13 protein-coding genes are annotated in these 16775 nt (G+C 36.7%); 9 read left to right on the plus strand and 4 right to left on the minus strand.

Annotation, left to right across the window (positions count from 1 at the left end):
- The first annotated feature begins 107 nt into the window (after positions 1 to 107).
- Together ACIGAM_RS05370 and ACIGAM_RS05375 are read left to right on the plus strand one after the other, a co-directional pair.
- Positions 108 to 1124, plus strand: coding sequence for a LacI family DNA-binding transcriptional regulator (locus tag ACIGAM_RS05370; RefSeq protein ID WP_396510429.1), 1017 nt, complete (start codon positions 108 to 110; stop codon positions 1122 to 1124).
- 100 nt (positions 1125 to 1224) lie between these two features.
- A complete protein-coding gene (locus ACIGAM_RS05375) occupies positions 1225 to 3102 on the plus strand; it encodes an alpha-amylase family protein (RefSeq protein ID WP_396510430.1) in 1878 nt (625 codons plus the stop codon).
- On the opposite strand, the gene ACIGAM_RS05380 is transcribed toward ACIGAM_RS05375, so the two are convergent.
- On the minus strand, positions 3099 to 3902 hold the full coding sequence (locus ACIGAM_RS05380; protein ID WP_396510431.1) for an MIP/aquaporin family protein: 804 nt from the start codon (positions 3900 to 3902) through the stop codon (positions 3099 to 3101). The genes ACIGAM_RS05375 and ACIGAM_RS05380 overlap by 4 nt on opposite strands.
- Positions 3903 to 4184: 282 nt before the next feature.
- Here ACIGAM_RS05380 and ACIGAM_RS05385 point away from each other — a divergent pair, with 282 nt between their 5' ends.
- The gene (locus ACIGAM_RS05385) at positions 4185 to 5936 is read left to right on the plus strand and encodes an FAD/NAD(P)-binding protein (RefSeq protein ID WP_396510432.1); all 1752 of its coding nucleotides are present in this window, start codon (positions 4185 to 4187) and stop codon (positions 5934 to 5936) included.
- An 8-nt stretch (positions 5937 to 5944) separates the two neighbouring features.
- Here the strand turns inward: ACIGAM_RS05385 and ACIGAM_RS05390 are convergent, their stop codons facing one another.
- Entirely contained in the window at positions 5945 to 6406 is a 462-nt protein-coding gene (locus tag ACIGAM_RS05390) for a hypothetical protein (RefSeq protein WP_396510433.1), read from the minus strand.
- A gap of 250 nt (positions 6407 to 6656) precedes the next feature.
- On the opposite strand from ACIGAM_RS05390, the gene ACIGAM_RS05395 reads away from it, so the two are divergent.
- Positions 6657 to 8195 (plus strand): YifB family Mg chelatase-like AAA ATPase, encoded by a 1539-nt coding sequence (locus ACIGAM_RS05395; protein ID WP_396510434.1) that lies wholly within the window; start codon positions 6657 to 6659, stop codon positions 8193 to 8195.
- Between the two features lie 154 nt (positions 8196 to 8349).
- On the plus strand, positions 8350 to 11220 hold the full coding sequence (locus tag ACIGAM_RS05400) for a M16 family metallopeptidase (RefSeq protein ID WP_396510435.1): 2871 nt from the start codon (positions 8350 to 8352) through the stop codon (positions 11218 to 11220).
- A gap of 80 nt (positions 11221 to 11300) precedes the next feature.
- On the opposite strand, the gene ACIGAM_RS05405 is transcribed toward ACIGAM_RS05400, so the two are convergent.
- Both ACIGAM_RS05405 and ACIGAM_RS05410 read right to left on the minus strand, forming a co-directional pair.
- Positions 11301 to 12125 carry a hypothetical protein gene (locus tag ACIGAM_RS05405; RefSeq protein WP_396510436.1) on the minus strand — a complete coding sequence of 275 codons (825 nt, stop codon included), beginning with the start codon at positions 12123 to 12125 and terminating at the stop codon, positions 11301 to 11303.
- A gap of 76 nt (positions 12126 to 12201) precedes the next feature.
- On the minus strand, positions 12202 to 12939 hold the full coding sequence (locus ACIGAM_RS05410; RefSeq protein WP_396510437.1) for a hypothetical protein: 738 nt from the start codon (positions 12937 to 12939) through the stop codon (positions 12202 to 12204).
- Positions 12940 to 13079: 140 nt separating this feature from the next.
- Here ACIGAM_RS05410 and ACIGAM_RS05415 point away from each other — a divergent pair, with 140 nt between their 5' ends.
- The 4 genes from ACIGAM_RS05415 to ACIGAM_RS05430 are packed head-to-tail and all read left to right on the plus strand — an operon-like array spanning position 13080 to position 16624.
- A complete protein-coding gene (locus tag ACIGAM_RS05415) occupies positions 13080 to 14303 on the plus strand; it encodes an Nramp family divalent metal transporter (RefSeq protein ID WP_396510438.1) in 1224 nt (407 codons plus the stop codon).
- Entirely contained in the window at positions 14300 to 15052 is a 753-nt protein-coding gene (gene pxpA, locus ACIGAM_RS05420; protein ID WP_396510439.1) for a 5-oxoprolinase subunit PxpA, read from the plus strand. The genes ACIGAM_RS05415 and pxpA overlap by 4 nt, the downstream gene beginning before the upstream one ends.
- Positions 15049 to 15777: a 5-oxoprolinase subunit PxpB gene (pxpB, locus tag ACIGAM_RS05425; protein ID WP_396510440.1), complete on the plus strand. Its 729-nt coding sequence runs from the start codon at positions 15049 to 15051 to the stop codon at positions 15775 to 15777. The genes pxpA and pxpB overlap by 4 nt, the downstream gene beginning before the upstream one ends.
- A complete protein-coding gene (locus ACIGAM_RS05430; RefSeq protein ID WP_396510441.1) occupies positions 15770 to 16624 on the plus strand; it encodes a biotin-dependent carboxyltransferase family protein in 855 nt (284 codons plus the stop codon). Before pxpB ends, ACIGAM_RS05430 begins: the two co-directional genes overlap by 8 nt.
- Positions 16625 to 16775 lie beyond the last annotated feature (151 nt).

A 16775-nucleotide genomic window follows, 5' to 3' on the forward strand; every position in this document is an offset into this window, starting at 1 on the left:
TAGTCACTCTAACGTTTTCGTGTTGACAAGTTTTTTGTGCCAAAAAAAGTTAACAGCTATCTAGTATTTTAAATAAATCTCAAATTTGAGCAGAAGTATAAACCAGAATGAAAAGAAAAATCACCCTTAAGGATATTGCCAAAGAGCTTGATGTTTCTATATCTACCGTTTCAAAATCACTAAAGAATAGTTCTGAAATTGGGCAGGATACCCGCGACAAAGTACAGGCTTTTGCTAGACTTTATAATTACAAACCTAACAATATAGCCGTAAGCCTTCAAAACAGCAGAACTAAGCATATAGCATTATTTATACCCGAAATCGTTCACGATTTTTTTACGACTGTCTTAAAGGGAGTAGAGGAAGTTGCGCATAAAAACGGTTATAATGTACTTGTTTGTGTATCTAATGAGTCTTTTGAGAAGGAGGTATTGAGTATGGAAATGTTTGCTCGTGGAGGTATCGTAGATGGTTTTATAATTTCATTATCTAAAGAAACCCAGCTAAAAGAAGACTACAATCATCTTATAGAAATTGAAAATCAAGGTATGCCTCTGGTTATGATAGACAGAATTACAGATAAAGTAATTTCAGATAAGGTTATTGTTGATGATATGCGGGGATCGTATACCGCAATAAGTCATTTAATAAATCAAGGACGTAAGCGTATAGCTTTGATCACAACCGAAGATTATATAAGTGTTGGCTCATTGCGTACTAAAGGATATAAAAAAGCACTGGCAGATCACGATATTGTATTAGACGACCGCCTCATACTTACAATTGATGATATAGATAAAGCAGATACAGATATTCAGAATTTTATAAACACTACCACTTTTGATGCTGTACTTGGTGTAAATGAAATATTTGCGGTAATTATTATGAAACTGTTACAGAATCAAGGTAAACGTATTCCCGAAGATGTAGCGATTATAGGTTTTTCTGACGGAAAATTATTGCAATACGCAACCCCGGCAATAACGGCGGTAAATCAGCACGGTGATGAGATGGGGAAAGCGGCTGCACAAATGCTTATAGACCGGTTGGAATGTGACAAAGAAGCAGAGAATTATAAAACAACCGTAATTACAACCACATTGATTGAGCGGGAGTCTACCTAAATAGTACTAACCTATATATTCTATTCTTAGAACTTTCAGAAGAACCAGACTCACCCTCTAATTTCAGTAAAAATGAATTTAAATAGTAGATTATTCTAAAATGATTCGAAATTCACTACTTCTTATACTTATCTTGACCTTATTTTTTAGTTGTAAAACTGAAACTAGTGTACAATCTAACACAGCCATGAAAACCGAAAATAAAACTAAAAAGGAAGTTGTTTATCACGTATTTACACGCCTCTTTGGAAATACCAATACCACAAACAAACCCTGGGGAACACTTGAAGAAAACGGGGTAGGCAAGTTTAATGATTTTGATACTAAAGCGCTTAATGAAATAAAGGATCTGGGAGCGACTTATATCTGGTACACCGGAGTACCACATCACGCGGTAATTACAGATTATACAACATACGGTATTTCTAACGATGATCCTGATGTAGTAAAAGGTAGAGCTGGTTCACCGTATGCGGTAAAGGACTACTATCAAGTTGACCCTGATATGGCAGTAAATCCTTCAAAACGTCTAGAAGAATTTGAAGCCCTCATAAAGCGTACGCATCAGGCCGGCTTAAAAGTTATCATAGATATCGTTCCTAATCACGTTGCCCGCAGGTACGAAAGTTTAAATACACCAACGCATACTTCAGCTTTTGGGACTGACGATGATACAAGCATTTCTTATAAACGTGATAATGATTTCTATTACATACCCGGTGAAGACTTTAAAGTTCCTAAGTGGCAAAACAGCTATTTGCCTTTGGGTGGAGAGCAATATAGTCTTGCAGATGGAAAATTTAAAGAATCTCCAGCAAAATGGACTGGTAATGGAAGTCGTGCTGCTCAACCCGATCAAAATGATTGGTACGAGACCGTAAAAATTAATTACGGAATCTGGCCAGATGGGGGAATCGATTTTGAACCGCTTCCTGAAGACGCAGGGCACTGGGATGTTGCTAAACATCAGGAATTCTGGAAAAATAAAGATGTACCCTCTAGCTGGGTTAAATTTAAAGAAATCGCTCTTTTTTGGACTGAAAAAGGGATTGATGGCTTTAGGTTTGATATGGCCGAAATGGTACCGGTAGAATTCTGGAGCTATATGAATTCTGCAATAAAAACCAAAAATCCCGATGCATTTCTGCTTGCTGAGGTTTACAATCCGTCATTATATAGAGATTACATTTTTAAAGGAAAAATGGATTACCTGTATGATAAAGTAGAATTGTATGATACGATAAAGCATATTATGCAAGGTCACGGAAGCACAGACCATATTGCACCTATTATAAACGAGCAAAAGGATATAGCTATTAATATGCTGCACTTTCTTGAAAATCACGATGAGCAGCGTATTGCAAGTCCTGAGTTTGCAGGAAACGCAGAAAAAGGGAAGCCTGCAATGGTTGTTTCTGCATTGATTAGTACATCGCCTACAATGATTTATTTTGGTCAGGAACTGGGAGAACCGGCAGCAGAAGATCTAGGTTTTGGTGACCCTTCGCGAACTTCAATTTTTGATTATGGCAGTGTACCTTCGGTAGTACGCTGGGTTAACAATAAAAAATTTGATGGTGGCCAATCTACAGATGATGAGCGCCAATTGCGTGATTTTTATAAGCGCCTATTGAATTTCAGTATAACTAATTCTGCTATAACAGGTGAATATGCAGATATTCACGCCCACAACAGACAATATACCGAATGGTACAATGATAGAGTGCATTCATTTGTACGCTGGTCTGATACTGATAAATTAGTTGTGGTAACCAATTTTGATGCTCATGATAGCTTTGGGTTTGAGCTTCAGCTTCCGAAGAATATAATAGAAATCTGGGGATTAAATGAAGGCGAATATGAGATGACAGATCAACTGTACAGTACGCAAAAAGGGATTTTAAAAGTTACTAATGAGCGTGCAACAATGCGTGTTGATATAAAACCTTTAGAATCGTTTGTTTTTAAGCTGAATTAAAGGGTATTAGGTTGGTCATGTTTCATAATAGGATCAACTACTTTGCAAAAGAAAAATGCTGCTGCAGTACTTCCTAAACAGGGAGCTAATATGTAAACCCAAAAGAATCCAAAGGAATCATCGGGAAATGCAGCATCTCCCCATCCTGTTAAGTAAGCTACCATTCGCGGCCCAAAATCACGGGCAGGATTAATACCTGCTTGTGTTAAATGAGCGATAAGGCAAATGATTATGGTAACGGTTAAACCTATAAAAACAGGGGCAAGGGTGTCGTGAGGTCTTCCTATATTTGAACCTTCGGTAAAACCGAATATAAATAACATCAGTAAAAAAGTTCCGAAGCCTTCTGTAAAAATAGCTAAGGGCATACTCACTGTAGCACCATCGGGTACACTATAAAATTCTCCAAACATCTTTGCAGTTTGCCAGCTTTCGGCACTGCCTCGCACAATAGTATTCGCCGCTTCAAAAGCCTCTATAGAGGGATTAAATAAGAGAAACAGAACCCAACCAGCTGCAAAAGCACCTAAAACTTGAGCAATTACATAAGGAATAAGTTTTCTTGACGGCATACGCTTACTAATCACCATTGCCAGTGTTACCGCAGGATTTAAGTGCGCATTAGATAAATGTCTGGTTAAGTAAATAGCCAGCATTACTGAAATTCCCCAGGCGATGGCAATTTGTAATATACTTTGATACCCGTTAAAAAGAACAGCCACAGCTACAGACCCAATACCGAATAACACCATTACAAAAGTTCCTAAAAACTCTCCTAAAATTTCTCTTTTATTAATCATCCATTGATTGTTGCTTGTATGTAGTTATAAGAGCTAATTTAATATTAGTTCCTTAAGACGTTGTTTTATTTACGGAAATAATTAAGGAATAGGTTTTTGATTATTCAAAATATTTAAAAATAATCTATAGAACTGAAAATTCCATAAATAAGAGAAACACTTGATTATTAGTAAAATCTTAGCATTAATGACCATTTTCTTAGTCCTAAACCAGTTGATAGTATTGTATTTTTAAGCAATTACTTTTGCAATTGAAAAGAATTAATGATTTAAACATTTAGCGTGTCAAATAATAAAACTATTGCAATTATAGGAATAGGACCTCGCGGTCTTGCAGCACTTGAAGCCCTGTATATTGCTAAACAAGAGAAAGCTTTAAAAACTAAACTAAATGTTCTCTTGTTTGAAGAGGCTGCGTATCCCGGCGCCGGTAAAATTTGGAGTCCGCAGCAAGTAGTTACAAATTTATCGAATATAAGTGAACGCCATCTTAGCGCCGGTTTACAGGGAAGACCAGAAATACGAGTAGACAATTTATATATTGCGAGCTTTCCTAGTTATCAGGAATGGATTACCACTGGTGCTGATGAAATTAAAACTGCTGCGGTAGATTATTTTCCACCACGTGCGAAGTTAGGTGCTTATTTAAACGCACGTTTTGAGTCGATTAAAAACGCGTTGTTGGGCGGAGATTGTGCTACACTAATCGCTAATAAAGTGACTCACGTAGAAACAACTCAAACAGGTTGTTTGATAACTGATGCAGCTCAAAAAACACATTACGTAGATGAGGTTGTATTAACTATAGGACATCAGGCTACACAACTATCAGACCAACTCAAAGCCTGGGAAAAGCATACCAAAGAATTTTCTCATTTGAAGTTATATAAAGACCCTTACCCCGTGGGCGCACTAGAAACCGAAACTATAACACCAGATGCTTTTGTAGCGCTTAGAGGTTTTGGGTTGTCTATGGTAGATCAGGTAAGGGCATTAACTCTGGGTTTTGGAGGCACCTTTACAAATTCTGAAAATGGTTTAAAATTTAAATATCATCCTTCAGCAACGGCTCCTAAAAAGCTAATTGTATTTTCATTAGATGGATTACCACCGGCACCAAAACCGGTAAATTCTGCTATTGACAGCTGGTTTGAGCCCACTGTTGATGAATTTGCACGTTTTAGAGATGAATTAGATTCTGCCTTAAAAAAACCAGAACTCATTAAAGATGCTACATTTTTAATAAAAGCATTAGCAACGCTTACAGCTTCAGTATTTAAACGTTTGGCGCATAAGGCACGACATTATTCTAGTGATGAGACGTATTTAGAACCACTGGTGGAAACCTTTATACGAAAACCGGAAACAAAACATTCACTTGTCTTAGACAAAAATCTTCCTGCTCTAGATCAAATGGAAATGCTGTTAGAGATGGCTTTTGGTAAACAGAAAATAAGTCTCGATTATTGTTTAGGACAGGTTTGGCGTTATGCTTTGAGTATTTTGTATCATGATTATACGCATCTTGATATTTCTGATGCTGCGATGATTGATATTGTTAACTATATAGAAGCTAGTAAGCGCTATTCTTATGGCCCTCCTGTAGAAAGTTTACAGCAGCTTATAGCCGTTGCCGAGGCCGGGATTCTAAATTTAGATTTTGTTAAAAATCCTGAAATAAAGTTGATTCCGCAGGGTTGGGAACTAAATAAAGATGATAAAAAAACTACTGCAGGTGTAATGGTAAATTCGGTAATAGACCCACCACAATTAATTGCAGTGAATAGTTCTGTAATACAACATTTACTTAATGATCATAAAGTAGACGCAGTGAGTTATAAATTAGGTTTGCACACTTTGGAAGACGGCAGAATTATTAGTAGTGCAGGAAACTCAAATCAACATATCGCACTTTTAGGAAGACTCGCAAAAGGCAGTGTCATAGGAGTTGATGATTTAATTGAATGCTTTGGAAAGCCGGCAAAAAAATGGGCTCAAGGTGTTTTAAATCGAGTTTCAGATAAAAATATATAGAGGTTGTTTCAACATTTCAGTTTGGGATTGGGATTGTGTTCTAATGTTTCCCCATAATACATAAACCAGTCTATAATCCTATTTGTAATATAATCATAGGGTGCATCGTGTGTGTAAGGAGCCTGTGCGTTATTTAACAAGTCTAACTCAGCATTGATCCCCTGAATTTTTTCTTCAGAAAAAAGAGTTGTATCTGTTAATTTACTTCTTAAATAATTAACAAGTAGACTGTGACATTGATTATTAAAATTACCGTTTCCATTGCGCTGTGCCTCATCTCGTAGTTTTTCTATTGCGCGTAACAGCTCACCCTGTACAAATTTTGCCTGCCCTGACTGCGGTACAAAATGCTCCCATATATATTTTCCTTTTTCTTCATATTCAGCATCTGTTAGTTGTTGCCCATTGGCAGAAAGGCTAGATAATAGCGAGAATAAAATAAGTGTGGTGAATGTGGCAGGTTGAGTCATTTTAGAGAAGGTTTTGATTTAGTAAACATATGCAAGTTGGCCGATTCTTAATATACGTAAAAGACTTTAATTGTAGTAGATAACCTTAAGTAGAATAGTTCTATAAATTTCTAATGTAATCATAAGTTTCAAGACCTATTCTAAAATGCTAGATATAGCTTAAACTTTAAAATTCAGATTTTATTTTGTTGAAAATTAGGTTGGTATAGTTAAAAATTATGTTGTTTCTTTAGAAAACCAACTTAAAGTTATGCTCACAAAGGTTTATGGATCAGCAGTTTTCGGTGTAGAAGCCACAACAATTACGGTAGAAGTTCATATAGATAAAGGAATAGGTTATCATCTGGTAGGACTTCCCGATAATGCGATTAAAGAGAGTAATTATCGGATTGCCGCAGCGCTTCAAAACAACAATCTTAAAATTCCAGGAAAAAAAATTACACTCAATATGGCACCTGCAGATATGCGGAAGGAGGGAAGTGCCTATGATCTAACACTTGCAATAGGAATACTCGCTGCCAGTGGACAGATAAATGCTGAACATCTGGATGAATACATTATTATGGGTGAGTTGTCTTTAGATGGAAGCCTACAACCCATACGAGGTGCACTGCCTATCGCAATTAAAGCACAGGAAGAAGGCTTTAAAAAATTTCTACTACCCAGCCAAAATGCTCGTGAGGCAGCCATCGTTAAAGATCTTGAAGTATATGGTATAGATTCTATTTCTCAGGTTATTGACCATTTTGATGCGGGCGCAGAACTTGAGCGTACTATTGTAGATACCCGCAGTGAGTTTTTTAATGCTTTAGAACATCCAGATTTTGACTTTGCTGATGTAAAAGGCCAGGAATCTATTAAACGCTGTATGGAAATTGCTGCTGCTGGTGGACATAATATAATTTTAATAGGTCCGCCGGGAGCAGGTAAAACAATGTTGGCAAAACGTTTGCCTTCTATATTACCACCTATGACTTTAAGGGAAGCGCTTGAGACAACAAAGATTCATAGCGTTTCTGGTAGAATGCGTGAACACGTGGGACTTATGGCACAACGGCCGTTTCGGAGTCCGCATCATACGATTTCTGATGTTGCATTAGTAGGTGGTGGAGCCTACCCGCAGCCCGGTGAGATTTCCTTATCGCATAATGGTGTTTTATTTCTTGATGAGTTACCCGAATTTAAGCGTACCGTTCTTGAGGTTATGCGGCAACCCCTTGAAGATCGGGAAGTCACCATCTCAAGAGCAAAATTTACAGTGACCTATCCCAGCAGTTTTATGCTTGTAGCGAGTATGAACCCGAGTCCTGGAGGTTATTTTAATGATCCTAATGCGCCGGTTACCAGTACACCTGCAGAAATGCAACGCTATTTGAGTAAAGTTAGTGGTCCGCTTTTAGACCGTATAGATATTCATATAGAAGTAACTCCGGTTCCTTTTGACAAACTTTCAGACGAGCGCAGAGCAGAAAGTAGTGTTGATATTAGAAAACGGGTAAGCGCAGCGCGCGAATTGCAAACAAAACGTTTTGAAGAAAACAGCAGTGTACATTATAATGCACAAATGAGTGTCAAACAAATTCGAAACTACTGCGCATTAGATGAGAACTCAAAAAATCTTTTAAAGTCTGCTATGGAAAAACTTAATCTTTCGGCTCGCGCCTATGATCGTATTTTAAAAGTATCTAGAACAATAGCAGACTTAGAAGCTTCTGAGCATATAGAAAGTCATCATATTAGCGAAGCGATTCAATACAGGAGTTTAGATCGTGAGGGCTGGTTGGGGTAGGTTTAGCAGTTTGTTTATTAATTACATTAAATTCAGTCTTTTTGAAACTTCACTATAAATAGTTTAACGATTTTGTAACTTAACATCGGTAAATGCGTCTTTTTCAATGAGCTAATGATGTATTTCAAATTTTATTAATCAAAAACAAAAATCAATGATCAAAACTAAATGGACACCGGTAGCACTTATGCTGTCTCTATTTGTTGTATCACTTATTTCCTGTGATGATAAAGCAGAAAAGAATGAAGATATCGCAGAGGCTAAGCTTTCTATCGATTATGAGAAGTATGAACTAGAAAATGGCTTAAACGTTGTTTTACACAAAGACACCAGTGATCCTATTGTATCTGTAGCAATTCAGTATGGTGTAGGATCTAATCGTGAAAAGAAAGGGCGTACCGGTTTTGCCCATTTATTTGAGCATATGCTTTTTCAGGAGTCAGAAAATGTACCGCAAGATCAGTTCTTTAAAACCATACAAGATGCCGGTGGGACGCTTAATGGTGGTACCTGGCAAGATGGTACGGTTTATTATGAAGTAGTACCCAATAATGCATTAGAGACGGTTTTGTGGTTAGAATCAGACCGTATGGGATTCTTAATTAATACAGTAACAGAATCTGCTTTTGCAAACCAGCAAGAAGTTGTTCAAAATGAAAAACGCCAGCGTGTAGATAACAATCCGTACGGTCACACGAGTTGGGTAATTGATAAGAACTTATTTCCAGACGGCCACCCGTACAGCTGGCAGGTTATTGGTGAATTAGAAGATTTACAAAACGCTACCGTAGCAGATGTAAAAGAGTTTTATGACAAATATTACGGTCCTAATAATGCTACGCTGGTAATTGCAGGAGATTTTGACGATGCTAATGCAAAAGAGCTTGTAGAGAAGTATTTTGGTGAGATAAAAAAACGTCAGGACGTGGCTCCTTTAGAAGTTCAGAATGTTTCTTTAGATGCAACAAAGCGTTTATATCACGAAGATAATTTTGCAACAGCTCCTCAATTAAATATGGTGTGGCCAGCGGTAGAGCAATATACAGATGATGCGTATGCACTTGATTTTTTAGGCGAAATACTTTCAGACGGAAAAAATGCACCATTATATCGTGTTTTAGTTGAAGATATGGAGGTGGCTTCACAGCCGTATGCTTGGAATGGAGCAGATCAAATCGCCGGAAAATTTAGAGTTTCAGTGACTGCAAACTCAGGTGTAGATCTTGATAGTGTAGAAAGTGGTATTACAAAGGCTTTTGCGCTGTTTGAAAAAGAAGGGGTTAAAGAAAGTGATATTGAGCGAATTAAAGCAGGGCAGGAAACCGAATTTTACAACGGTATAAGCAGTGTTTTAGGTAAGTCATTTCAGCTCGCACAATATGATGTTTTTGCAGGTGACCCTAGCTATATAGAAAAAGACATTCAAAATATTAAAGATGTCACAGCAGCAGATGTGATGCGTGTTTATGAGAAATATATCAAAGGCAAACCTTTTATATTAACCAGTTTTGTCCCTAAAGGCCAATTAGAACTTATTGCAGAAAATTCTGAAAAAGCCGAGGTAGTTGAAGAAGAAATTACTGAAAATGTAAAAACAGAAATTGTAGAGTCTGACAAGGTGATTGAAAAAACACCTTCAAAATTTGATCGTTCTGTGCCACCTGCAATGGGTGATACGCCAAAATTAAATATTCCGGATTCCTGGACAGCTAACTTGCCAAATCAGATGGAAGTCTATGGTATTGTTCAAAATGAGTTGCCGTTAGTAAACTTCAGCCTCGTAATTGATGGCGGTCATTTATTAGACGATCTTAGTAAAAACGGTGTAGCAAATCTTATGACCGATATTTTAATGGAAGGTACCGCTACTAAAACACCGCTTGAATTAGAGAAAGCAATAGATCGACTGGGAGCAAGTATTTATATGTATACTACTAATGAATCTATTGTTATACGCGGTAATACTTTAGCCCGTAATTATGAGAAAACAATGGCACTTGTAGAAGAGATTTTGTTACAGCCACGCTGGGATGAGAAAGAATTTGAGCGTATTAAAACAAGCACTATAAATGGTATAAAACGTTCTGATGCAAATCCTGAAGTAATTGCTAACCGCGTTTATAATAAAATGCTTTATGGTGAAAATCACCCCTTGGCACAACCTACCTCAGGTACAGTAGAATCTGTTGAAGCATTAACTATTCAAGATCTTAAGAATTACTATAATGCGTATTTCTCACCTTCGATAAGTAAATTTCATGTTGTAGGTGATGTTTCAGAAAGTGAGGCACTTGCAGCACTTGAAGGTCTTAAGAAAAATTGGGAAGCAAAAGAGGTGACTATTCCAGAATTTCCCATTGCTAATAATAGAGATAAAGCCTCTCTTTATTTTGTAGATGTGCCTAATGCAAAGCAATCTGTTATTAATATAGGTTACATAGCTATGCCACGAACTGATGCAGATTTCTATGCTGCTGAGGTTATGAATTATAAGCTAGGAGGTTCTTTCTCGGGTAATGTAAACCTTGTTCTGCGTGAAGAGAAGGGGTATACTTATGGGGCACGTTCGGGCTTTAGTGGAACCAAAATACCAGGAACGTTCACAGCTTCTTCAAGTGTACGTACCAATACCACCGGAGAGTCTGTAGGTATTTTTAAAGATGAGATTGCTAAGTACAAATCTGGCATTTCTCAAGAAGATCTTGCTTTTACTAAAAATGCATTAATTAAATCAAATGCGCGTCGCTTTGAAACTCAAGGTTCGCTTTTAGGAATGTTGCAAGAGCGCAGTGCTTATGGTCTTGATGCTAATTATATTGAGAAAGAAGAGTCAACTATTAATAATATGACTTTAGAGCAGCATAAGGAATTAGCCAATAAATATCTGGATGAGTCTAAAATGGCTTATCTGGTCGTAGGGGATGCAGCAACACAATACCAGCAATTTAAAAGTATGGGTTTTGATGAAGTCGTATTATTAGATAAAGATGGTAAAGAAGTTAAACTTGAAGAAATAAAGAAATAAAGAAATAAACTTTAAGACTATTAAAATAAAAACCCGCTAAACTCTTTGCTTAGCGGGTTTTCTTATGGGTTAAAGTGAGATTAGCCCTGAGGCCATTCTACTGTAAATTTAATTTCAAGATCTATAGATTCATCTTTAAGTGTAATGACTTTGGGTCGTGTTGTAGCGTAGGTTTTAAGATCTATTATTCGATAGTCTGGGAAATCAGGAATTAAAGATTGTGATATATTGCCGCCATCGTCATCACCAATACCTATCCTAATTTCCTTATTTAAATCGATGTACAAATCTTCTTCAGTTAAATCAAAAAACAGATCAGATTGATTTTGACGAGATTCTGAAGTGTGCCATCTGTACATCGTGTAATCAGTACCTCCAAAGCGGTCGTTAAGTTTTGATTTTAGAAGAGCAATCCCCACATCTGCAAGTCTGTTTACATCTGTGTCTGCAAACTCCGGGTCCCAGGTTTGATCTTTTTTATAAAACGAAATCACTTCCGCAGAAAGAATACGTACTGCATTGCCACGGGTTACCGTAATGGTTTCACTAAAAGGCACTACCTGACCGTAGATATCTGTGACTTTAAACTCTAATTTACGTGTTCCTAAAGTGGCATAACTGAAATATAATTTTAACTGAGTTCCCTGTCCGTCTGGTTCACTAGATTCTCTTGCCGAATACGAAGCTCCACCATCATCTGTGACTTCAACTTCTTTAATAGAATTAGAGGTTGTAATCTCAGCTTCGAGTATGTAATCTATAAATGGTGTGGCCGTATTAGTAGTTATTTGCACACGGAGTGCAGGATTTTGCGTTTCAGGATTTTCATCATCAGAAGAGGCTGTATCACAGGCTGTGATTGCTAAAAGAAGTATAGCAAAAGAATATAATGCTTTTAGATGCATAAAAGAAGGTCTTTAATTTTAAACGAAATGTACCACTTATATGCATTCACTTTTTAGTAATCTCAAACTTTAAGTTTTATTTGTCACCCATTAGAGCTTCTCCCTTAACCAGCCAACTAAAGCCAAAGCATTCTACAGCCAAGGCTTCCATCCAGAAGGTGAGTTTGTAATTATCATAAAATTCCTGATTTATTACTCCTAAAGTACCTAATAGAATAACGAATATTGCTGCAAGCATTAAAATTCCGCAGATACGATAAACCCGGTTGCGACGTACTTTTTCAATACAGCGTTTTCCTTTTGGCGTATCAGATTTTACAAATAGAAATAGCGACATAAACGCCAATGCAAGTAAAAAAACAGCAGCAGAAAAATAATGAAATAGGGAGCGCCAGCCTTCGGTCTGTTCTTCAAAATACGTTACGGCGTAAGGTATAGCTACATCACAACAGGTTGTGGCTAAATTTGTGGTAGGAAAAAATGCAACACAGAGTGCAAAAAAGCCTGCTATATTAGATACCCAAAAGTCAATAGGCTCTTCACCACTATAAACAATTAAGAAAATACCAATAAGGCTCACAATAACTGTAAAAAGGGTAGAGGCTCTGGTAAAGTAATAATGACTTATAGATTCTAAAGGACCATGAAGTTCAAAAAATGTTAAGGAAATAGCCAGTAATAATATGGGTAGAAGCATACCTGCCGTCCCTACAATTCTTCGTAAGGTTTTACCTTGATGTAACCACACACCATTATCAGAATTGTAATTTAAATTAAACGAATTGTAAATTTTATTTTCTTTTCTGGAGCTCATGAGCGTATAGGTATTAGCTTAATGACTCTAAATTAAGGCTTTAATCGTTTAAGTGTTGTATATTTTTCATTCTGTTTTTGGTGTTGTATTGCTTCGTGTAGCGCAACATTATTTTTATATTTAAAACTTACGATTTATTTATGCGAAATCCTTTTAAAAATATAGGTCCCGGAGCTTTAATCGCCGCTGCCTTTATAGGTCCCGGTACGGTTACTGTGTGTACGTTAGCCGGTATACAATTTGGGTTTACATTGTTGTGGGCGATGACGCTTTCTATTGTAGCGACTATAATTTTACAGGAAACCGCGGCACGTATAGGTTTGGTTTCTCAAATGGGACTTTCTCAAGTGTTACGTACGCAATTACCACCCGGGATATTGCGTAAATTTATCTTGGGCCTTGTTTTAGCAGCGATTGTATTAGGCAATGCCGCCTATGAAGGTGGTAATATAAGCGGTGGAGTTCTGGGGTTACAGGCACTAGGAAATAGCGGAGTGTTTTTTGTGGAGGGAATTCCTGTAAACGGGTATAGCTTTCTAATAGGAGGTATAGCCTTTATTCTATTGTATATAGGCAATTACAAAGTGCTTGAAAAGGTATTTCTTGTATTGGTAATTTTAATGAGTCTATCGTTCGTAATTACTGCAGTTTTAACTGAACCAGACGTTTTAGAATTACTGAAAAATAGTTTTATTCCATCGTTTCCTGATGAAAGCATTTTAATGATTGTCGCTTTAGTAGGGACTACGGTAGTACCTTATAATTTATTTCTGCACGCCTCGCTGGTAAATCAAAAATGGAAAAACAAGACAGACCTTCCCGCAGCCCGAAGAGATACTATAGTAGCTGTAATTCTGGGAGGCTTGGTATCTATGTGCGTGATTATAGCGGCCAGTTCCTTAAATGGAGAAAATGTTAATAGCGCAGCCGGTCTGGCTCAAAGTTTAGAGCCTCTTTATGGAAGTGCGGCTCGCTACTGCATAGGATTAGGGCTGTTCGCCGCAGGAATCACTTCTGCGATTACTGCGCCACTTGCAGCGGCATATGTAGCACAAGGATGTTTAAACTTAGAACAAGGACTTAAATCGCGTTATTTTAGATTAACGTGGATGATTATATTATTTCTTGGAGTAACTCTGGCAGCATTTGGTATTAAACCCATACAAATCATACAATTTGCACAAATCGCAAATGGTATCTTATTACCCGTAATTGCCGGTATTCTAATCTGGCTGGCAAATCGAACTGAATTATTAGGATCTTACCGAAATTCTAAATTTAAAAATGCTGTAAGTCTTTTTATACTCTTAATTACTGTCATTTTAGGAACGCGTGCAATTTTAAGTGTCTTAGGAATTTTATGAAATTAGAAACTCATTTTATAGATATTAATTGCGATCTGGGCGAGGGCATAGGTAATGAGGCAGCTTTGATGCCTTATATAAGTTCGTGCAATCTTGCCTGTGGTTCACATGCGGGAGATGTAGAAACCATAAATCGCGTAGTTGCACTTGCAAAAAAGCATAATGTTGGAGTAGGGGCGCATCCTTCTTTTCCTGATCGGGCTAATTTTGGGAGAACAATTATGCCAATATCTTTTGAAGAATTAGGCATTTCACTACGAAAACAAATAGATAAAGTTGCGAAAGCTTGCAAACAACACGAGGTAGACTTGCATCATATTAAAACTCACGGAGCACTTTATAATTTATGTGCAGGAGATAAAAGTTATGCCGAATTTATAACAGATTTAATTGAAGAATTATATCCTTCGACACCAATTTATGCACCTTTTAATTCTACGATGAGTCGCGTTGCAGAAGGAAGAATTAAGGTGATTTATGAAGCTTTTGCAGATCGCAATTATGAGGCTGATGGGAGTCTGATGTCAAGAGTAAAACCAGAGGCTGTAATAACAGATAAAAATACAGTGTTTGAGCACGTAATTACGATGATTAAAGACAATAAAATAAAGGCGTTTTCTGGCGAGTTTATAAGCGCAAGGATTAATACTATTTGTGTGCACGGTGATACGCCAAAAGCTGTAGAAATCCTGAAGCTCTTAAACGAAAAATTAAATTCGAATGCTATTAAAATACAAACCGTAATTTGAATTTAAAACCTAAAATAAACAGATTTGGAGAGCGTAGTATTTTGCTGCAATGGGATTTTAAAATAGCTCCTGAAAACTTGTTTTGGCTCCTGGAAGTAAAAGATTTTTTAGATGAAAATATTATTAAATCAACGGTTTATATAAATAACACATATAACTCATTATTAATAAATTATAACTATTCAATAGAATATGTCTATGATGATTTAAAAGCGCTTCATACTTTTGATTTTAGCAGCATTAAGTCTAAAATTTATAAAGGAAATTTATATAAAATACCGGTGTGTTATGATCTCGAATTTGGCCTTGATCTGGAGGCTTTGTCAGCTCTAAAATCGCTAACGGTAAGCGAAGTGATTCAGCTGCATACAGCACCTATTTATACGCTCTATTTTATGGGATTTTTACCCGGTTTTTTATACCTGGGCGGAATGGATAACCGACTTGCTACATCACGAAAAAATGAACCTCGAAAAGCGGTATCAAAAGGAGCTGTTGGCATAGCCGAAAATCAAACCGGAATTTACCCAAAAAGCTCTCCGGCGGGTTGGCAAATTATAGGTAATTCACCCATAAATTTGTTTGATGTAAATGCAGAAAAACCGAGCATTTTTGAAGCTGGCGATCGCATTAAATTTCACCCAATTTCAAAACAGGAATACGATCAGATTAACGACGAAATAGATAATGGAAACTTTCAGTTAAATCCCGAGATTGATGAATGAAGTACACGTAATTAAACCGGGATTTTATACCAGTATTCAAGATTTAGGTCGGCAGGATTTTTCTCAATATGGCGTTCCTGTAAGTGGCGTTATGGATAGTTTTTCATCAGCTAAAGCTAATTTATTACTTAATAATCCTAAAGATGCGGCAGTATTAGAAATTACAATGACTGGTCCTGAGTTGCATTTTAAAGATGCAACCCAAATTTGTATTTGTGGAGCAGAATTTGAGGTTTATCTTAACAATACGGTTTTGTCTAACGCCAAAGCATATCACGTTAGAAAGAATACAGTATTAAGTTTTAAAGCTTTAAAAAAGGGGTTTAGAGCTTATCTAGCGGTAAGTGGAGGTTTTAATTCAAAGACAGTTTTAGGAAGTCGTAGTTTTTATGAGGGAATTACAGATACTCCTCGTTTGCAGAAAGATGATATTTTAGAAATTTCAGTTTCAAATTCAGGTAGTTATGCAGGTGCACGTGTTGTTTTTGAAAATGAACAATTATATAGTAATGAGATACCGGTTTATAAAGGGCCAGAATTTTATTTACTTCCTCAGCTTATACAAGAGCGTTTGTTTACAGGAGATTTTACATTAACTCCTGCCGGTAATAGAATGGCAATCCCGTTTAAAGAATTGTTACCAAATACATTAAAAGGTATTACTACAGGCCCAGTTTTACCGGGAACAATTCAACTCACGCCCGGTGGTAATCTTATAGCGCTTATGCGCGATTGTCAGGTTACAGGAGGTTATCCCAGAATTTTACAAATACAGGAACCAGGATTATGTAGGCTTTCACAAACAAAGCCAATGACAGGTGTAATTTTAAAATTAATCTCTTTATAACTTAATGTTTAGATATTAGTAAAAATAATACTTGTACATATTTTGATTTTTAATCAATCATAGGTTATTTATGATATAAATAACTCATTATGAGGGGGAATTTCCCCCTATTTTTATTCTTTCCATTTTTATAAAATTATAAAGACATACT

The organism is Leeuwenhoekiella sp. NPDC079379 (assembly GCF_044542075.1).
Taxonomy (GTDB): domain Bacteria; phylum Bacteroidota; class Bacteroidia; order Flavobacteriales; family Flavobacteriaceae; genus Leeuwenhoekiella.

What these genes read in the sequence shown, in the direction of transcription:
- ACIGAM_RS05430 (WP_396510441.1), top strand. Translation starts at nt 15,770, where the DNA reads ATGAATGAAGTACACGTAATTAAACCGGGATTTTATACCAGTATTCAA.
- ACIGAM_RS05375 (WP_396510430.1), top strand. Translation starts at nt 1,225, where the DNA reads ATGATTCGAAATTCACTACTTCTTATACTTATCTTGACCTTATTTTTT.
- ACIGAM_RS05415 (WP_396510438.1), top strand. Translation starts at nt 13,080, where the DNA reads ATGCGAAATCCTTTTAAAAATATAGGTCCCGGAGCTTTAATCGCCGCT.
- ACIGAM_RS05380 (WP_396510431.1), bottom strand. Translation starts at nt 3,902, where the DNA reads ATGATTAATAAAAGAGAAATTTTAGGAGAGTTTTTAGGAACTTTTGTA.
- pxpA (WP_396510439.1), top strand. Translation starts at nt 14,300, where the DNA reads ATGAAATTAGAAACTCATTTTATAGATATTAATTGCGATCTGGGCGAG.
- ACIGAM_RS05395 (WP_396510434.1), top strand. Translation starts at nt 6,657, where the DNA reads ATGCTCACAAAGGTTTATGGATCAGCAGTTTTCGGTGTAGAAGCCACA.
- ACIGAM_RS05370 (WP_396510429.1), top strand. Translation starts at nt 108, where the DNA reads ATGAAAAGAAAAATCACCCTTAAGGATATTGCCAAAGAGCTTGATGTT.
- ACIGAM_RS05405 (WP_396510436.1), bottom strand. Translation starts at nt 12,125, where the DNA reads ATGCATCTAAAAGCATTATATTCTTTTGCTATACTTCTTTTAGCAATC.
- ACIGAM_RS05390 (WP_396510433.1), bottom strand. Translation starts at nt 6,406, where the DNA reads ATGACTCAACCTGCCACATTCACCACACTTATTTTATTCTCGCTATTA.
- ACIGAM_RS05400 (WP_396510435.1), top strand. Translation starts at nt 8,350, where the DNA reads ATGATCAAAACTAAATGGACACCGGTAGCACTTATGCTGTCTCTATTT.
- ACIGAM_RS05410 (WP_396510437.1), bottom strand. Translation starts at nt 12,939, where the DNA reads ATGAGCTCCAGAAAAGAAAATAAAATTTACAATTCGTTTAATTTAAAT.